This is a genomic window from Natronomonas sp. (assembly GCF_047616845.1).
In the GTDB taxonomy this organism is placed as follows: Archaea; Halobacteriota; Halobacteria; order Halobacteriales; family Haloarculaceae; genus Natronomonas.
Window position 1 is genome coordinate 46,206 of sequence record NZ_JBLGBY010000004.1, and the last position, 16,509, is coordinate 62,714.

General features: G+C 63.0%; 16 protein-coding genes. 7 read left to right on the forward strand and 9 right to left on the reverse strand.

The window, feature by feature from the left end; all coding sequences use genetic code 11:
* Positions 1-13 precede the first annotated feature (13 nt).
* Genes ACI8UR_RS01685 through dph2 form a run of 4 tightly spaced genes read right to left on the reverse strand, consistent with a single transcriptional unit; the run spans position 14 to position 4,519 of the window.
* Positions 14-1,042, reverse strand: coding sequence for a hypothetical protein (locus ACI8UR_RS01685; RefSeq protein ID WP_411714170.1), 1,029 nt, complete (start codon positions 1,040-1,042; stop codon positions 14-16).
* 59 nt (positions 1,043-1,101) lie between these two features.
* Positions 1,102-2,004, reverse strand: a complete 903-nt coding sequence (locus ACI8UR_RS01690) for a permease (protein ID WP_415087485.1) — start codon at positions 2,002-2,004, stop codon at positions 1,102-1,104.
* 24 nt (positions 2,005-2,028) lie between these two features.
* Positions 2,029-3,381, reverse strand: a complete 1,353-nt coding sequence (locus ACI8UR_RS01695) for a hypothetical protein (protein WP_411716315.1) — start codon at positions 3,379-3,381, stop codon at positions 2,029-2,031.
* A gap of 52 nt (positions 3,382-3,433) precedes the next feature.
* Entirely contained in the window at positions 3,434-4,519 is a 1,086-nt protein-coding gene (gene dph2, locus ACI8UR_RS01700; protein WP_411716316.1) for a diphthamide biosynthesis enzyme Dph2, read from the reverse strand.
* 126 nt (positions 4,520-4,645) lie between these two features.
* Here dph2 and ACI8UR_RS01705 point away from each other — a divergent pair, with 126 nt between their 5' ends.
* From ACI8UR_RS01705 to ACI8UR_RS01725, 5 genes are all read left to right on the forward strand, one after another.
* Positions 4,646-5,041: a YlbF family regulator gene (locus tag ACI8UR_RS01705; protein ID WP_411716317.1), complete on the forward strand. Its 396-nt coding sequence runs from the start codon at positions 4,646-4,648 to the stop codon at positions 5,039-5,041.
* Positions 5,042-5,089: 48 nt separating this feature from the next.
* Positions 5,090-6,469 carry an ATP-binding protein gene (locus tag ACI8UR_RS01710; RefSeq protein WP_415087486.1) on the forward strand — a complete coding sequence of 460 codons (1,380 nt, stop codon included), beginning with the start codon at positions 5,090-5,092 and terminating at the stop codon, positions 6,467-6,469.
* A 49-nt stretch (positions 6,470-6,518) separates the two neighbouring features.
* Complete coding sequence (locus ACI8UR_RS01715) at positions 6,519-7,346, forward strand: MBL fold metallo-hydrolase (protein ID WP_411716326.1); 828 nt, start codon at positions 6,519-6,521, stop codon at positions 7,344-7,346.
* 73 nt (positions 7,347-7,419) lie between these two features.
* Positions 7,420-8,721, forward strand: a complete 1,302-nt coding sequence (locus ACI8UR_RS01720) for a hypothetical protein (RefSeq protein WP_411716327.1) — start codon at positions 7,420-7,422, stop codon at positions 8,719-8,721.
* 70 nt (positions 8,722-8,791) lie between these two features.
* Complete coding sequence (locus tag ACI8UR_RS01725) at positions 8,792-9,664, forward strand: hypothetical protein (protein WP_411716328.1); 873 nt, start codon at positions 8,792-8,794, stop codon at positions 9,662-9,664.
* Here the strand turns inward: ACI8UR_RS01725 and ACI8UR_RS01730 are convergent.
* A complete protein-coding gene (locus ACI8UR_RS01730) occupies positions 9,661-10,320 on the reverse strand; it encodes a helix-turn-helix domain-containing protein (RefSeq protein WP_415087487.1) in 660 nt (219 codons plus the stop codon). The genes ACI8UR_RS01725 and ACI8UR_RS01730 overlap by 4 nt on opposite strands.
* 105 nt (positions 10,321-10,425) lie before the next feature.
* Here ACI8UR_RS01730 and ACI8UR_RS01735 point away from each other — a divergent pair, with 105 nt between their 5' ends.
* Positions 10,426-12,735 carry a DEAD/DEAH box helicase gene (locus ACI8UR_RS01735; RefSeq protein ID WP_415087488.1) on the forward strand — a complete coding sequence of 770 codons (2,310 nt, stop codon included), beginning with the start codon at positions 10,426-10,428 and terminating at the stop codon, positions 12,733-12,735.
* A 239-nt stretch (positions 12,736-12,974) separates the two neighbouring features.
* Here the strand turns inward: ACI8UR_RS01735 and ACI8UR_RS01740 are convergent, their stop codons facing one another.
* The 4 genes from ACI8UR_RS01740 to ACI8UR_RS01755 form a co-directional block, all read right to left on the reverse strand.
* Complete coding sequence (locus ACI8UR_RS01740; protein WP_415087489.1) at positions 12,975-14,015, reverse strand: tyrosine-type recombinase/integrase; 1,041 nt, start codon at positions 14,013-14,015, stop codon at positions 12,975-12,977.
* Positions 14,005-14,421 carry a DUF5805 domain-containing protein gene (locus ACI8UR_RS01745; RefSeq protein ID WP_415087490.1) on the reverse strand — a complete coding sequence of 139 codons (417 nt, stop codon included), beginning with the start codon at positions 14,419-14,421 and terminating at the stop codon, positions 14,005-14,007. The genes ACI8UR_RS01740 and ACI8UR_RS01745 overlap by 11 nt, the downstream gene beginning before the upstream one ends.
* A 596-nt stretch (positions 14,422-15,017) precedes the next feature.
* Complete coding sequence (locus tag ACI8UR_RS01750; RefSeq protein ID WP_415087491.1) at positions 15,018-15,581, reverse strand: hypothetical protein; 564 nt, start codon at positions 15,579-15,581, stop codon at positions 15,018-15,020.
* A 96-nt stretch (positions 15,582-15,677) separates the two neighbouring features.
* Positions 15,678-16,085, reverse strand: a complete 408-nt coding sequence (locus ACI8UR_RS01755; protein ID WP_411715696.1) for a hypothetical protein — start codon at positions 16,083-16,085, stop codon at positions 15,678-15,680.
* A gap of 80 nt (positions 16,086-16,165) precedes the next feature.
* Between ACI8UR_RS01755 and ACI8UR_RS01760 the strand changes: the two genes are divergently transcribed.
* Positions 16,166-16,483 carry a HalOD1 output domain-containing protein gene (locus ACI8UR_RS01760; protein ID WP_411715697.1) on the forward strand — a complete coding sequence of 106 codons (318 nt, stop codon included), beginning with the start codon at positions 16,166-16,168 and terminating at the stop codon, positions 16,481-16,483.
* Positions 16,484-16,509: the final 26 nt, after the last annotated feature.

Here is a 16,509-nt window from a genome sequence, read left to right on the forward strand (position 1 = left end):
CGAGCTCAGTATATCAGTTTTCGGCCGCGGTTTCGGCCTCCTCGGCCTCCGCGCCGGACTCCTCTTCCTCTTCGGTTTTCGAGGCGACCAGCGCGCCCCGGGCGACGCTGTACAGCGGCTCGTCGGCCTTCCGAACCTCGCTGATCGAGAAGGGGATGTTCGCCTTATCGAGCCGTTCACGGAACAGTTTCTCGAAGCCCTGCGGGCTGGACGTGCCGCCGGTCACGACGACTGGAACGTCGAGGCCTTCCTCGACGTCTTCCTCGTTGACTTCGCGAGCGATGTTCTCGATGACGTAATCGAGGAGGTTGTCGTAGTAGATGGACAGCGCGCCCTCGACGCCGCCGGCGTCGGTGGTGAAGTCGAGACGGAACTCGTCTTCCTTGATGGAGGTGACCTTGTCGACGGTCTCGCCGGTCGCGGTGGCGGTCTGTTCGTCGACCCAGTCGCCACCACGGGCGACGGAGAACGTCATCACGGGAACAGCGTAGTAGGACAGACAGACGTTGGTCATGCCGGCGCCGAAGGAGATACCGAGGCCGGTGAAGTTGTGGTCGGCCAGCTCGGAGTAGATGACTGCCATCCCCTCGTTGATGGGCTCGGGGTCATAGCCCATATCTCCGAGGAACGACTCCAGCGTCTTCTGGTGGTACAGCGTCGAGAGGTCGGAGTCGATGGGGTCGGCGGGCGTCGAGAAGTACACCCGCTCGTTCGGGCGGTTCGGCTCGCCGACGACCTGTTCGATGATGAGTTTGATCATCGGAATCGCGGATTTCTCCTCCGAGGAGAGGATGCCGTGTTTCATCGGCCGGCGGGTCTCCTCGTTGAAGATGTTCGCGAAGTTCAGGGCGTCGTCGCCGACGACGTACACCTTATCGTCCTTGCGGATGTGGAGCACGTCAGACCGGCTGAGCATCCGCTCGGCCATGTCGCTGTACTCGATTTCGACGAAGGAGTTCCGCTGTGATACAAAGACCGTCTCGTTACCATCCTGCTTTGCCGAGACGATGTTCATCGTCCCGACGTCGATGCCGCGTGCCATAAGATAACGCCCGCCGGGTATCTATTAAATCTACGCCACAGCACAGGGGTCGTTCGGGTTCATTCGCCGCGGCCGGCGAGCGATTTGAGTCGGTCGACGAGGCTGCCGTCTTCCTCGTCGGCCTCCGCCTTCTGTTGTTCGCGGAGTTCCTTCAGCGCCATCGCCTGGTCGTCGACACCGCTCCCGCTGTCCGTGCGTTCCTCGCCACCCTTCATCCCTTGCAGTGCCGACAGCTGGTCATCGACGCTTTTCGACCGATGCACCGTCGCGGATGACTGGTCGAGCTCCTCACCGTCAAGTTCGGCGTCGGGCGTGATGTTCAGCTGGCCCGTCTCGACCTTCTCGACGCCACCCCACGAGATTTCCGTGTCCGACATCGCCGCTTCGATATCCTGTTGCACCCGCGCTTCGGTCGCCGCGGGGTCGGCGCTGCTCGATGCATCGTCGTCTGGTGTCGGTGCGCTCGCCGCTCCCCCGGCCGGGACGCCCTGGGCGCGCTCGATGTGGTAGCCGACGAGCGCTGACCCGGTTGCCGCGAGCACGCTCACTACACCGATGGCGTAGATGGAGACGCCCTGGAGGCTGTAATCCGGCGTCCCGTGATTCCAGTTGCTCGGATACACGGCCACGAAGAACGCCAGGGCGGCGATGGTTATCGCGAGCCCGCCGCCGGCGACGTACGTCGCGCGTCGGTCGGCCGGGAGCAAGACGACGACGGAGACGAGAACGACGGGAAGCCCGAGGGCACCCGCTACGAAGGCGACTTCGCGGAGCCAGAACAGTTCGCCCGCGAGGACGCCACGCTCGATGATGAACAGGAAGAGCCCGAGGATACCGAGGCCGAGTCCGCCGAAGAACAGCGCAAAGCCGAGATACACGTCCGTTCGACTGTCCGGTTCCCCGATGTACTCCCGATAGAGGTCGACGAGCCGGTCGTCCCCGCCGTCGGTGTCGGAGGCCATTGCGAGTTCCTTTCGAGCGTGGGCCTATGACTGTTTGGCCTGCAACGATGCCAGGAGGTCGCTACACTGTTCGTCCGCGCGTGTGGCCCACTCGGCGGCGACGGCATACAGGAAGTACGTCCGGGCGACAACGTCCACCGCGACGCCATCCGGTCGTCGGTTTCGATCCGCGATGTCGAGAACCGAAGTGCTGCGGCGGCCGACATCGCGCAGGAACGCCGATCCGCCCGCAACGCCTTCGACGGCAGCGACGGCGCGTTGCTTCTCGTTGATGACCGCCTCGGCCAGGAATTCACGGCCATCGAGGCGGGCCAGCGACCTGGAGACGGCGGCGTCGATGGCGGCGAATTCGATTCGCTGTTCGAGACCGTCGCGCAGGCCCAGCACCCGGCTCCCGTCCGTCCGATGACGCTCCATGTTCGAGAGCCATCGGCTCGTCCGCCGCCCGACGCTCGCCCGGCTGCGCCGAAGGTCGGACGCGATCGAATCGTTCTCGCTTCCGCCGTCCCAATCGCGGTACTCAGAAGCGATCGGCTCCAGCGACTCCCGAAGGGCGACCACGTTCCGATCGATGGCGTCTCGGAGCGGCGGCGCGTCCGCGTCGGTCGCGGTGTCGATGAACCGCTTCGCGTCGTCGCGGCGGCGACGGTGGAGCTCGATACTGCGGCGTACCTGCCCGATTTCGGTCGCGTACTGGTCGTTTTTCGGGTCGGCATCGTCGACGGTGTCGGCGACGAACTGAAGCTGATCCGAGCGACTGAGCTTCGTCTCCGCGGCGTACAGCGTCGGGAGGTGTTCCTCGACCGGCTGGGCGATGCGATACTCCAGTCCGTCTTTGATGTCGGCTACCGCTGCTCGTTCGGCTTCGAGCGTCGCTTCCACGTCCGCGAGCTCGGTTTGGCCCGTCTCCGCGAGCACGAATCCGAGCAGCACACTCGTCGTCCGAAGCGCGCGTTCGAGCGAGCGAAGTGATTCACTCGAAGGGTCGTCCTCGCGGGCGGTCTCGATCCTCTCGTTTGCGTCTTTAATCCGGGTTCGAACGTCCTCGGTGTTGTCTGTCGGGTCGCGTGATGCGCCCCGCCGTTCGAACCCCGAGAAATCGACGTCGTTCTCCGCGAGCACCGTCTCGAGACGCTCGATGACGGATTCGACGTGCCTGATTGCGGCCCGCTGGTGGGTGTCGGAGACGATGACCGATTTGGACACGTCGGGATAGGATATCTCCGAGGCCTCACGGAGAATTTGCCTGTCCGTGCGGGGCACATCGACCGGGGTGACGGTGCCCGTCGAACCACTGGAATCCGTCTCGTTACAGCCGGCCAACAGGGCGGCGACAGCGGCCGTACCGGTCAGGAAACGGCGGCGAGTGGAGGGCATCAACGGAAGCGTTCGAGCGAGAAAATATACGCTTTCGGGTCGGCTGAACCGGCTACCAGGTGCCGTGGAAGGTGTCGAACTCCAGGTTCTCGAGTGGCTCCTCGCCGATGGCGATTCGGTACTCCTGCGGCGTGAGCATCGGCTGTTTGAACTGCGGGCCATCGTCCGTCGTGATGCGCGGACAGCCGGTGTTGACGTAGGCATCCAGCCCGAAGTTCGTCAGTCGGTCGGGCGTCACCTCGTCCATCGTGATGAGATAGGCGTTCTCGTTGTTCTCGACGATCTCCTCGGCGGTCTCCCAGCGACCTTGCCCGATCTTGGTACAGAAGATGACGCCCCACTCTTCGGCGTCCATCGCCTTGTGGACGGCGGCGTATCGCTGTTTGAGGAACTTCTCCGTGTCGGCGACCGTGACGACGTTGTTGACGGGGTCGGCGATGACGACCTTCTTGTCGGGGTGTTCCATCGCGAGGCCGAGCGGGTGGAACTTCCCGCCGCCGACGTAGAGGATCTGGTCGGCGTCGACGTCCGCGGAGGCGTAGTTACAGCCGAGCACCTGCCCTTCGTTGGTGAGGCGCTCGTCGCCGCGCCGCGTCTCGACGGTGTAGCCGCGCTCTTCGAGCCACGAGCGCATCTCATCGAACTTGTTCATGTGCTGGGCCGTCGTCACGAGGCCGACGCGTCCGACGGCTTCGCCGTCTCCCTGAGACTCTCCGTCCTCGTCGGGGCCTGACAGCTCCGACAGCGACTCCTCCATGATGGGCGTCACTTCGACGTTCGAGAACAGCGGCACGTAGATGATCTTCTCCGACTCCTTCATCGGCGAGTGGCCGAAGTGAACGAAGACGTCCGTCCGTCGCATCATGTACGTGTCGAGGTCGCAGGCACCGTAGCAGGGCTTGCCCGAGATCATCACGCTGACGTCCTCGGGAAGGATTCCCCGAAGGTCGTCGGCGACGCGGGGTGCTCGCCGCTTCAGCCCTTCGGGGAACTGTAGGCCGACCGTCGAGGCATCGCGCTCCTCGACCGCGTCGACGATGCGGTCGAGTTCGTAATCCCACGTCCGCTCGTGTTTGAGCGACATGCCCGTGTTCCGGAGGTCACCCTCCGTGTACTCGGGCTCCGATTCCTGACTCATTGGAACAGGATTGTGCGTCAGGGCGTAAAACGTGCGTGTTTCACAGCGTCGCTTCCCGGAGTGCAGTTGCGGCACTGTGGGCTCTATCCGGCACCTCTTTAGGTCGCAAAGCCGAACGAGCTGGTAATGAGCGTCGAGACTACCCCGGACGCCGACGTGACACACGATGTCGACGAACTCGCAGAGCGCCTCGGTGAGGCCATCACCGAGCTGCCAGCCTATCAGGATTTCCTCGAGTCCAAAGCGGCCGTCGAGAGCGACGAGGAACTGCAGGAGGAGATTCGGGAGTTCGAACAGCTCCGCGAGGAGTTCATGATGGCTCGACAGACCGGCAGCGCCTCCAACGAAGACCTGCGTGAACTGCAGAGCGCCCAAGAAGAGCTTCACAGCAAGCCCAAGATGGCCGAGTATCTCCAGGCCCAATCCGAGATCGAGCTGAAACTCCAGGAGCTCAACCACACGATTTCCGAGCCGCTCGAGGTCGATTTCGGCGAGAAAGCCGGCGGCTGCTGTCAGGACTGACCGCGAACGCACGAATCCTTTTTCCCGCTGCACACCGAGCAGGTACTCATGGCTGCAGCGCCGTTCGACGATGAGTTGTTTCGCGACGCCTTCGAGGGGGCGCTCGACCCGCTGCTTTTGGTCGACGCCGATGGGCAGTGTCTCGCCGCCAACGACCCAGCAGAGGCACTGTTCGACGCTATTGACGGTCTTGAAGGGCGGCTAATGGGGTCGTTCCTTTCCGAGGCGGCGTTCGATGCGTCGTGGGAGACGCTGCTCGATACCGGCCGCGCGAGCGGCCACTGGGACGTACGTCTGGACGAGGAGCGCCGAACCTGCGAGTTCGCTGCCATCGCTGGCCTCACGCCCGGCGTCCATCTCCTCGCGCTCCGCGAGGCTGCCAGCGACGAATCGTCCAGCGACCTCCTGCAATACGCCGAGGCGCTTGCGGGCGTCTTCGAAACCAGTCCCTACGGCGTTCTCGTGTTCGACGGCGAAACCGTCGTCGCGCAGAACCGCCATGCTGGACGAGTGTTCGACCTCGACGAGGAAGCACTCACCGAGGCGTACGCTGACTGGGAGCTCCTCGACACCGACGGGAACACGATGCCCGCAGACGCCCGTCCCGACCGAGTCGCCGCCGAAACCGGGAGCTCGGTCTTCGACTCGACGTACGGTATCGCCCACGATGGACACACGCAATGGCTGTCCGTCGATGCGCTACCGGTCTCCGAGGAGGGAGAAGTGACCCGCGTCATCACCGTCTTCGAGGACGTGACCGACAGCCGCGAACGTGACCGATTGTCGGCGATGCAGAACGACCGACTCGAGGAGTATTCCGCGACGGTGAGCCACGACCTGCGGAGCCCGATGTCGGTCGCAATCGGGTGGATCGACATCGCTATCGCGGATGACTCGACGGACGATCTCGACAAGGCCAAGAGCGCTCTCGAACGGATGGATACCCTCATCACCGACCTCCGTGCCCTCGGCCAGCACGGCCAGACCGTCCGGCATCCCGAGTCGCTTGACGTGGCTGCCGTCGCAGGCGAGGCCTGGGCGTACGTCGATACCGGCTCCGCAACGCTCGACCTCGAGGAGGGAATCGACCGACTCGACGCCGACCGCGAACGACTCCTCCAGCTGTTCGAGAACCTGTTCAAAAACGCCGTCGAGCACGCCGGGCCGGATGTCACCGTTCGCGTCGGGCCGCTGGACGAGGGCTTCTACGTCGCGGACGACGGCCCCGGTATCCCCGAGGAGTTCAAGCAGGAGGCCTTCGAGTTCGGCTACACCTCGAAGGGAGAGGAATCGACAGGCCTCGGCTTGGCTATCGTCGAAGCCATCGCCGATGCTCACGGATGGGGGCTGCGGCTGGTCGACTCCGAGACCGGCGGCGCTCGCTTCGAGTTCCGGCCACGGTGGCATCCCGACATGGATGCCAACTGAGCGGTTCCGACCGCGCGCTTTTTTTACGCTGTCCAACACAACATCCGCCATGACGGTACACTCCGACTGGGGGGATTGGCTCCCGCGAGCAGTCGCCGACGCCGACCCCGACGGCCTCACGCTGTGGTATCTCGGCTGTAACGGATTCATCCTGAAAGCCGCCGACGGAACGACGGTTTTCATCGACCCGTATCTCGGGGTTGGCGACCCGCCACGGACGGTGCGGATGATTCCCGTTCCGTTCGACCCCGAAGACGTCACCGAGGCCGACGCCGTGTTGGCGACCCACGAACACACCGACCACGTCCACGGCCCGTCGCAGGCCCCGATTCTCGAACAGACAGCCGCGACGTTCTACGGCCCGTCGGCCTCCATCGAGACGGCCTCGCAGTGGACGGACGAGTACGACCTCACTGCCGAGGCGTTCAGTACGGTCAGTGAGGGCGAGCGCTTCGAAATTGGGTCGCTGACGGTGTCGGTTGAGCCGGCACACGACCCCGACGCAGACCACCCCATCTCGTACGTCATCGAACACGAGGCCGGTACCTTCTTTCACGGCGGTGACGCCCGCCCGAGCGACGCCTTCGACGAGATCGGCTCCCGCTACGACATCGACCTTGGTGTCGTCGCGTTCGGGTCGGCGGGTATGATTCCGGACAAGCAGACCCGTGAGCCGACGTACACGAAGTGGTACGCTGACGAGAACATGGCAGCCGAAGCGGCGGCCCAACTCGAACTCGACCGGCTTGTGCCGACCCACTGGGACATGTGGAAGGGGCTGACAGCGAGTCCCGAGGCCATTCGGGATCACGTCCGGAGCTTCGAGCATCCCCGACGGGTCGAAGTGTACGAAATCGGTGACGAGATACGGCTGTAGAGAACGTCTCGTTGGTGAATCGAGCAGTGACTCAGGCGAACAGGTTTATTTGAGATAAGTCTCATTACCAACCATGAGCAACGCCGACCAGGAAGAACTCGTCGCGGTGACGAGCGATGGAGTGAGCGTCGAAAAGTCGTTCGAGCCGGACGATTTTCCCGTCCCGGCAATCGCCTTCGTCATCCGCTCTGAACGCGACGAAGCGGTCTCCGTACGCATGTCCGACACCGTACCGGATGACACCGAACCGGAGGATATCGGCTTCCATCCGAAGTACGGCGCCGAGTTCTGGGACGTCGAGGACGGCGCTATCGTCTTCGAACGGGATTTCGAGCCCGGTGAGGAGTTCACGACCGTGTATGGCCTCCGTGGCGGCGACGCCGCCGACGCCGAGAAGTTCATGACGGAACCCGAACTCGAATCGATCGACCCGCCACTTCCTGAAGCAGACAGCGATGATGCCTCCGGTGACGTCGTCCGCGACGTCATCGAGGGCGACGACTCTGACACCGACGGCGACCTCGACCTCGAAACGGACGAGGATGTCTCCAGTGCGGTCAACAGAGTCGACACGGAGGAAGCGGACGAAGACGAGTCGGAGGAATCCGACCAGCCCTCCCTCGACCTCGAAGAGCCTGCCGAGGATTCGACGGACGAAGCCGAGGCGGAGGATGAAGCCGACGAAACGGGCGAGGAGTCTGGCGATATCGACGTCGACATCGACACGGAACCCGAGACGGGAGCTGACGAGGAAACGGCGGCTGATACCGACGCGGCTGCCGCGTCTGCGGTCGGCGCTGATGAAAGCCTCGTTTCGGCGCTGGCCGACGAGATCCGCTCCGGTGATGTCGACGAGGATGCCGTCGATGACCTCCGTGATGCGCTCGGAGTCGATCTCGCGAGCGCGAGCATCGAAGCCCGCATCGAACACCTCCAGTCGGAGGTCGCAGACCTCGGTGCCTACACCGAGGCCCTAGAGGAGTTCATCGACGAGAACGGCGACGCTCAGAAACTCCTCCATGACCTCCGCGAAGAGGTCGAATCTGTCGATGAACGCGTCGGTGGCATCGAACAGACGGCCGATGACGCCCTCGAGGCGGCCGAATCGGTCGACGAGGCAGTTGAGGAGCGCCTCGACGAGGAACTCGACGAACTGTGGGAGGCGGTGGACGAGGCCGCCTCCGACGCCGCCGACATCGCCGCTGAACTCGAAGAGCTGCAGGAAGGAATCGGCGAGGCGACCGAAGAGCGCATCGACGAACTCGAAGCCGGTATCGACGACCTTTCCGAGGAACTGGAGGACGTCGCCGAGATGCGCGACCGACTCACGGATGCCCTCGGTGGGCTTGCGGGCCAGAGCAGCGACGACGAGTAACCACTCGTTCTCTCGACGTTTCATCGCCGAAACCGCGCCGGTTTTATTTATCGAGGCTCTCGCTTCGACAATGACGACGATTCGGGTCGCCGTGCCGCGGAAGGGTCGGCCACTGGAGGCGGTTCTCGAACGGGTTTCTGGCGTCGCCGATATCGAAGCCACAGCCGACGAAATCGCCTCGACGCTCCGGTACGAGAAGGCGATAACGAAAGGCGACCAGACCGCCGACGCCGGCGTTTACGATCGGCTCGCCTCCTACAGCGATACCGACGAATACGGCCCCGAGTACACCCTGCTGCGTGACGCCCGCCCCGGTATGCCTCGGCGTGTCGTTTTCGACAGCCTGACCGTCGATGTTGGCGAGCACGACCTCCAGCTCGTCGGTCGTGAGGAGCCGTTCCGCGCCCTGCGGAAACACGAGTTCGCGCTCGGCTTCGATAGCGCCGACCTGGTGCTTGAGGAGGTGGTTCGACTCGACCCCGAACCGCTCTCCAGTCTTGCCGAACTCAACGAGCGCATCGACCCGCGCGACACAGACGTCCGGGTCGTCGGCGGCCTCGGCGACACCGTCTATCACACGCTGCTTGCGACACCGGACGCCACCGAGACGCCGACCCGTGAGTTCATTGCGGAGTACGAGGGCCCGCTATGTATTTCGCCGCGCTACGAGCGCCTCGTCGAGGCGGTACTCGGCACCCGCGCAATCGACGGAATCACGTTCCGCTATCCGGGCACTCGCGAGGAGGAGGCCGCGATTGCGTCGGTCGGTGTCGGCGTCTATCTGACGGTCACGGGGTCGACAGCACGAGACCACGGGCTTCGCGTTGGTGAGAAACTCTTCCCGAGCGAGACGGTCTTGCTGGAGAATCCGGAGGAAGGAGACCAGGCCAGCGCGGAACTCGCCAGCCGACTCGTCGAGACGCTGGCGCCGACCACGGTTTAGGCGTTGACGGGCACGATTCCACGGACGAGGCGCCCCTCGATTTTCCGGAGGTGTTCGCCGACCGTCGTCGCGCTACAGTCGACGACCGATGCGATGTCATCGTACGTCGCCTGCCGGGACTCGTCGTAGTAGCCGGCCTCGAGTGCAGCCAGGAGCACCTCCTTCTGTCGAGCCGTCAGCTCGCCGAAGAGCCGTTCCGTCGTCGGCTGGTAGTCGCCGGTCTTCTCGACTGTCACCTGCGCATCCTCCGGCGTATTCGCGAACAGTTCCCGGATGACGTCGGATTCGCCGATGAGCGTCAACGACAGTTCGTCGTCGGCCGTGAAATCGATCGGCGTGTCGACGATGATGCTGTACCGGATCATGATATCGAGGAGCTCGGAGATGATATCGTCCGGGTCGATATGTGCCCACACGAGCGTGCTCTCGCCGACGTTTGCGGTCTCGCGTTTCAGGCTCGTCCCGTGCGCTTCGAGCAGTTCGCCGATGCGTGATTTCGGCCCCACGATCTCATAGAGGATGACGGCCGTTCCGTCCTCGAGCCGATTGATGTTGTGGACGGGCCCGTGTCGGAGGTCGGGGTCGGCGGCGATGTGTTCGTCTATCGGGTGGAACCATCGGCCTTCCGGCCGAACTCTGAGTTCGACGTACCGCATGTATTCGAGAGTCCGTGTCGACCGGGAAGTGTGTTCCTCCGGCTATCTCGCCGCTTTTAAACATGACTCCGGAACCGTTAGGCCCGCTCGGCCGTTACCGAACCCGTGGACGAAACCGTTGGGTGGCTGCGGGAACGGCCGTACTACGAGGGACAGATTCGCGCCCACGAGGTGCTTGACGGCGGCGCGGCTCGCTTCGAGGACGTGACGCTGGACTCGCGGCTCGAAGATGCCCTCCAATCTCGCGATATCGACCGGCTCTACGCCCACCAGGCGCAGACTATCGACGCGGTTCGCTCGGGCGAGGACGTCGTCCTCGCGACCGAAACGGCGAGCGGCAAGAGCCTCGCATACACGGTTCTTGCCTTCGAGCGGGCGATGGAGCGGCGGGCGACGACGCTGTATCTCGCACCGCAGGTCGCGCTCATCAACGACCAGACGGAGACGCTATCGGGGCTGGCAGCCGACCTCGGATTCGGAAGCGGTGTCACCGTCGAACAGTACACCGGCCGGCAGTCACGCAGCGAAAAGCAGGCCATCCGGAACCGACAGCCGACGGTGCTTCTCTGCACCCCCGATATGCTGCATTACGGGCTCTTACCCCACGCTCGGCGGCTCTGGAAGTGGTTCTTCGAGCGGCTCGAAACGGTCGTCGTCGACGAGGTACATGAGTATCGCGGTGTGTTCGGCAGCCAGGTTTCGCTCGTGTTCCGGCGGCTCGCACGACTCTGTGCGGAGTTCGGCGCCGACCCGGAGTTCGTCTGCTGTTCTGCGACCATCGGTAACCCGGTCGAACACGCAGCGACAGTCACAAACCGGAACCGAGATTCCATCCGGCTCGTCGACACCGACGACAGCGAATCCGGGCCGACCCACTGGCTGTTCTGGAATCCGCCGGAGTACGGCGAGGACGGGTGGGGAAGCGGTCGGAGACGCTCCAGTCACACCGAAACGGAGCGGCTGTTCTGTGACCTCGTGGTGCGCGGCCACCAGACGCTCGTGTTTACGGGGTCGCGACAGACGGCCGAACGGTACGCCACGGAGAGCGGGAAACGCCTCCGTGAGCGCGGGGAACACGACCTCGTGGACAGTATCGAGGCCTATCAGGCCGCCCTCACGGATGACCGTCGACGAGCAATCGAGGCCGGACTCCAGTCGGGGGATGTCCGTGGCGTCTGGAGTACCAACGCCCTCGAACTCGGCGTTGATATCGGCGGGCTGGACGCGGTCATCCTCGATGGCTATCCCGGGACGCGGATGGCGGCCCACCAGCAGGCTGGCCGGGCTGGCCGGGGCAGCGATCCCTCGCTCGTCGCGTTCGTCGCCGGCGAAGACCAGCTCGACCAGTATCTGATGTCGAACCCGGCGGCGTTCTTCGACGGCGACCCGGAGAAAGCCGTCACCAATCCCGAAAACGACCGCCTCATGCCGGGTCACGTCCGGTCGGCAGCCGACGAATCGTGGCTTCGACCCGAGGCCGATCGACACTTCGGCGAGCGCTTCCCCGAGGTCGTCGCCGACCTGACGGATGAGGGGGCCCTCTCACGCCGTGAAACGGACGAAGGGGTGCGGTGGCTCAACAACGGTTCGAGCCCACAACACGAGATGGGATTACGGACAATCGACGACCGGCAGATTCGGCTTCGGGGGCCGAACGGCGAGACCATCGCCGAACTCTCCTTCGACGATGCGCTTCGGGACGCCCATCCCGGAGCGATCTATCACCACCAGGGTCGAACCTACGAAGTGACTGACCTCGACTTGGGCACGAACGTCGCACAACTGCAGACGACGTGGGCCGACTACTTCACGCGCGTGCTCCACGAGAAGACGATCACCGTCGAGGAGGATATCGCAGCCCAGGAACTCGATACGCGTCCTGACGTCTCGGTCAAGTTCGCCGAGACCGAGATGCGCAAGCAGATCACCGGGTTCCAGCGATTCGACGCCTCCACGGGCGAGTCGCTGAGGGCGGAGGAGCTCGACCTTCCCGAGACGAGTCTGCGCACGCGCGCGCTGTATTTCGCGCTCCCCGACGATGCAGCCCACGCCTTGGAGGCCGGCGGTGACCTACCGGGTGGCATCCACGCTGCCGAGCACGCCATGATATCGATGCTTCCGACGACCGTGTTGTGTGACCGGCGAGACGTGGGTGGGCTGTCGACGCCGTTGCATCCCCACACCGACGCGGCGACGATCTTCATCTACGACGGCTACCCCGGCGGGGTAGGCCTCACCCGGACAGCCTACGAGGACGCCGAGGGACTGATGGCGACGACTCGGGATATGCTCGCGGGGTGTCCCTGCGACGATGGCTGTCCGGGGTGTGTCCAGTCGCCACATTGTGGCAACGCGAACGACCCGCTCGATAAGGCGCTCGCGTCCGAGCTGCTCGACCGGCTGTTGAATCGCTAACAGCTGGGGGTTCTGCTGTCTGATATCGGACATTGACAGCGATGGCGATTTTCATAGATTTGATATAGCGACATATGATTTATGAGTTCGCTACGGAACAGTATTTAGTTGCATCCAAAAGGTCAGATACGACAAACGCCACCGAAAATCGCATATTCGGCCCCTCTCAGCAGCGGCTCAATGGGCGATACGTTACCGTGCAGGATGCCTCGAAAACCCGCAGAAACCCGCTCAGACGGCTACAGAAGGCTGTAAATATTCGCCTCGTAGATGTCGCGGACGCGGTCGCCCCAGTTGTGCGTGTAGGTGTCGATGATGTCCGTCGCGACGTCGCCGCGAAGGTACTTCACGATGCCTCTATCCCCGGTTCTATCCCGGAGATGGGTGGTGAAGAAGTGCCTGAAATAATGCGGTGTGACGTTCTCCGCTGCGTCGCCGCCCTCCCGATACCAGCCGCGCTCTGCGGCCCGGTCGGCGACGATACTCCGCACCATCGACGGCGTCGCCCGCTTGCCCCACTCACTCGTCGAACAGAACAGCGGCTCCGCCTGCGACGTGGTATCCGGCCGTATCGCCAGCCACGCTTTCAAAAGGCGTTTCAGCTCCGAATCGACCGGGACGACCGTATCGCGCTTTCGCTTGTTCGATGCCGTTCGCTCCTCACCGTTGTAGACGGCGCCTCTGGCCGGTTCGCTGGCGACGTAGATCGAATCCGGCCGGCCTTCAAGCGTCCCTCGTGGCTCGACCGGATACGCCTCACGAACCTCCGAATCTTCGAGGTAGACGTCCCGTAAATCGAGATTACAGCACTCTCCGACACGCATCCCGGTTTTCAACAGCGTGCCGATGAGCGCCCGCTCAAGCGGGTGTCCGAGGTCGGCAAGGAACGACCGCATCTCGGGGGCGGAGATCTCCCGCCGTGCAGGGTCTGTGTCGATGGATTCGTCCATCTCCTCGGTGACGAGCGCCATCGGATTCGAATCGAAGGCCCCCACCTGGGTCATGTAGGCGTAAAACCGGTGGACGTAGGAGGCATACGAGGCGACGGTACTTGGGGCGTGTTCGTCCCGCAGCGAGTGCACCCACGCCATACACTCCCGCTGTGTCGCGGTTTCGAGCGTTGCACCGCGCTGGTCGACAACGAAGGACTCGAAATCGCGCAGAACGCGCTCGTAGGCTGCCCGCGTGCGCTCGGTGCGCCCGTGGAACGTCATGTCCTGCAGGAAGTACGCGACGGGGTCGTCCGGCGCCACGCTGGCCGCCCGTTCGTCAACGCCCATCGTCGACCACCGTGTATCCGTCGTGCCGACCACTGTATCGAATCCGGTTTTCCTCTTGCAGCGTTTCGAGCGTCTCCTCGAGCCGCTCTTCGATGTCGTCGGTCACGCCAGCCAGGAGCGCGTCCCAATCCGCGAATTCCTCGTTATGAACGACGTCGAGAACACGGTTCTTCAGGCCGTCTACCCTAGGGGTTGCGTCCGGCGTTCGCGGCTCATCGGGATTATCCGATTTGGTATTTAAAGAATCGCCGTTTTGGCCTATCTCGAAGCCCCGACGGCCGGCCTGGATCATCGTTCTGACGTATTCGGCCTGGCTCATGTCGAGTTCGTCGGCTTCCTCCCGCCACAGCTCTCGCTGTGACGAGGACACGTAGGTCTGTACCGAGACGCGTTCGCCCTCGCTCATGGAACGGGCAACGAAGGCATCCCATATCAATCTACGTCAGACACGGAGATAAGGAAGATTATCGTCGAATATAGGTGTAGATATTGGTGGCTATATGATGGTTATCTTTGAATCTAATGCGCAATTATTCTCTGGGCAGCAGATTCGATGATACTTTGTCTGACGCCGATACCGTGACTGGCGGTGGGCAGGTCTGAGGTGGAGTCTCGGGATACAAACGATCGAAGATCAGTATTTCCGGCCAGGGAGACTCCGCCAACTCCAGCTTCGAGTAGCGAACCGCGTGGCGCCCATAGACTGGCCATCGCTCTGAGGATATTTCGTCCAAAAGAATCTCGACCTCCTGCTTGTCGAGTCGCTGATTACGTGCGGTCGGGGGGAATACAGCTCGGCGTAGTTGTGAACGCCGCCCAGCGGATCTGCGGGGCCGCTTCCCTCGTCATCGGAGGATGTCGAAATCAGTATTCTCAGGCTATCGGGTAGTATTGTCGAGAATTTAACTATTTTGGCTGGTGTCCCCGCACGAACCCATAAACTGTATATTGCTATATCGAATACGCCTACACCGACACCCTACTTTCCGTCTCAACACAGATTCAGACCGAACGCCAGCCGACGTTTCGGTCGGGCTCCGCTTCGGCCTGATACGCCTCCACGAGCGAGTCCGGCACGCGGAACCCACTTGCGAACACGATGGTGAAGTTCATGATGCTGACCGCGAACAGCCCCATCCCATTGGAGCGGTTCGGCCAGAGGAGATGTCCCTCGTCCAACTCCTCGATCGTCTCACAGTCGTAGATCGTGGCAACGAGCTGGAGAAGTTCGTGTTCGAGTTGGGTGCATACCTCGTCGAGGTCGCCGAGTCGATACAACGGGTCGTCGGTGAACCGCTGCGGTCGGTTCTCCACCGAGACCTGGAGTCGCTCGGGTACCGACTCTATCGAACTCGGCCCGAGCGAATATTCGAGCAGTAGCTCCTGGTTATCGTTGTAAACGACCGTGAGCCCACCCCGCTTCGATGCGGGGCCGACGTCGAACTCCGTCCGACAGCGTGCATCCGGCGGCTGACCGAGAAACGACTCTATCGTTGCGACTATCTCTTCACGTTCGACAGTCGCTAGTTCGCCACCATCGAATCCTTTTCCCCCTCCCGTCGGCATACGGTTTTGTTATCGCGTGTGAGAGTATATCAAACCACCGGTCATCTGGATCCTTTTCAGTGAAAGCGATAGCACTCGACAAAACAGCATCGCTCCTCACGGCCAATCGTCACGCTGTCGTGAGGGCTCCCTGTTCGTATCGGCTGCGTCGGTCTCCGCGCCGTCAGTGGCAAGTTCCCAGCCAGCCCGGTCTGCAGCCTCGGCGACATCGCGGTGTTCCCAGCCGTCCGGAGTTTCTTGCTCCGTCATCTCGTCGGCGACGAAAACGAACCGCTCGGTCTCGAAGTGTTCGAGCAGATGGCCGAGCGTCTCGGCTGCTGGCTCGCTCGCCGGCTCGAAATCGTTGCGGAGGTGATTATCCCGAGTGAACTTGGTCAGCACGTAGGGCGGTCTATCCGACACGATGCCGACATTCTCACTCCAGGTTCTCGCCTCGGTGACGGCTTCCTCGGGGTCTGCGAGCCGCCGCAGGGCGGCCAACTCGAAGGCAAGCGTCAGGCTCACACTCGGGCGTCAGCGTTCCAGCGGTTTGAGCGTTCCCGTCGAGTCCAAAGGTTCAGGTACGTCCGACAGTGAAGGCGGTTGTGAGCGTCGACGACAGCGAGGGTGTCGACTACGACGCCGAATCAGGGGTCTATCGGACGAGCTACGACTGGAACAGCCCAGCGTCGCTGTCGGAGGCCATCCTCGCAGCCGTCAGCACCGTTACGGGCTGTGATCCAATCGAGTTGCCCCCGCTGTACGAGCAGGTCGACCCCGCCTGTCTCGAAGAGCTCTTCGCGCCCGAGCCGGGCTGTCCACGCCGTTCTGGGTCGATCACGTTCCGGCTTGGGGACTGTCACGTTACCATCGCGGCCGACGGCGAGCTCGTCGTCTATCCTCCAGCGGAGTTCGACGAGTAGCGGCGATGTCTATACTAGCATGAAAG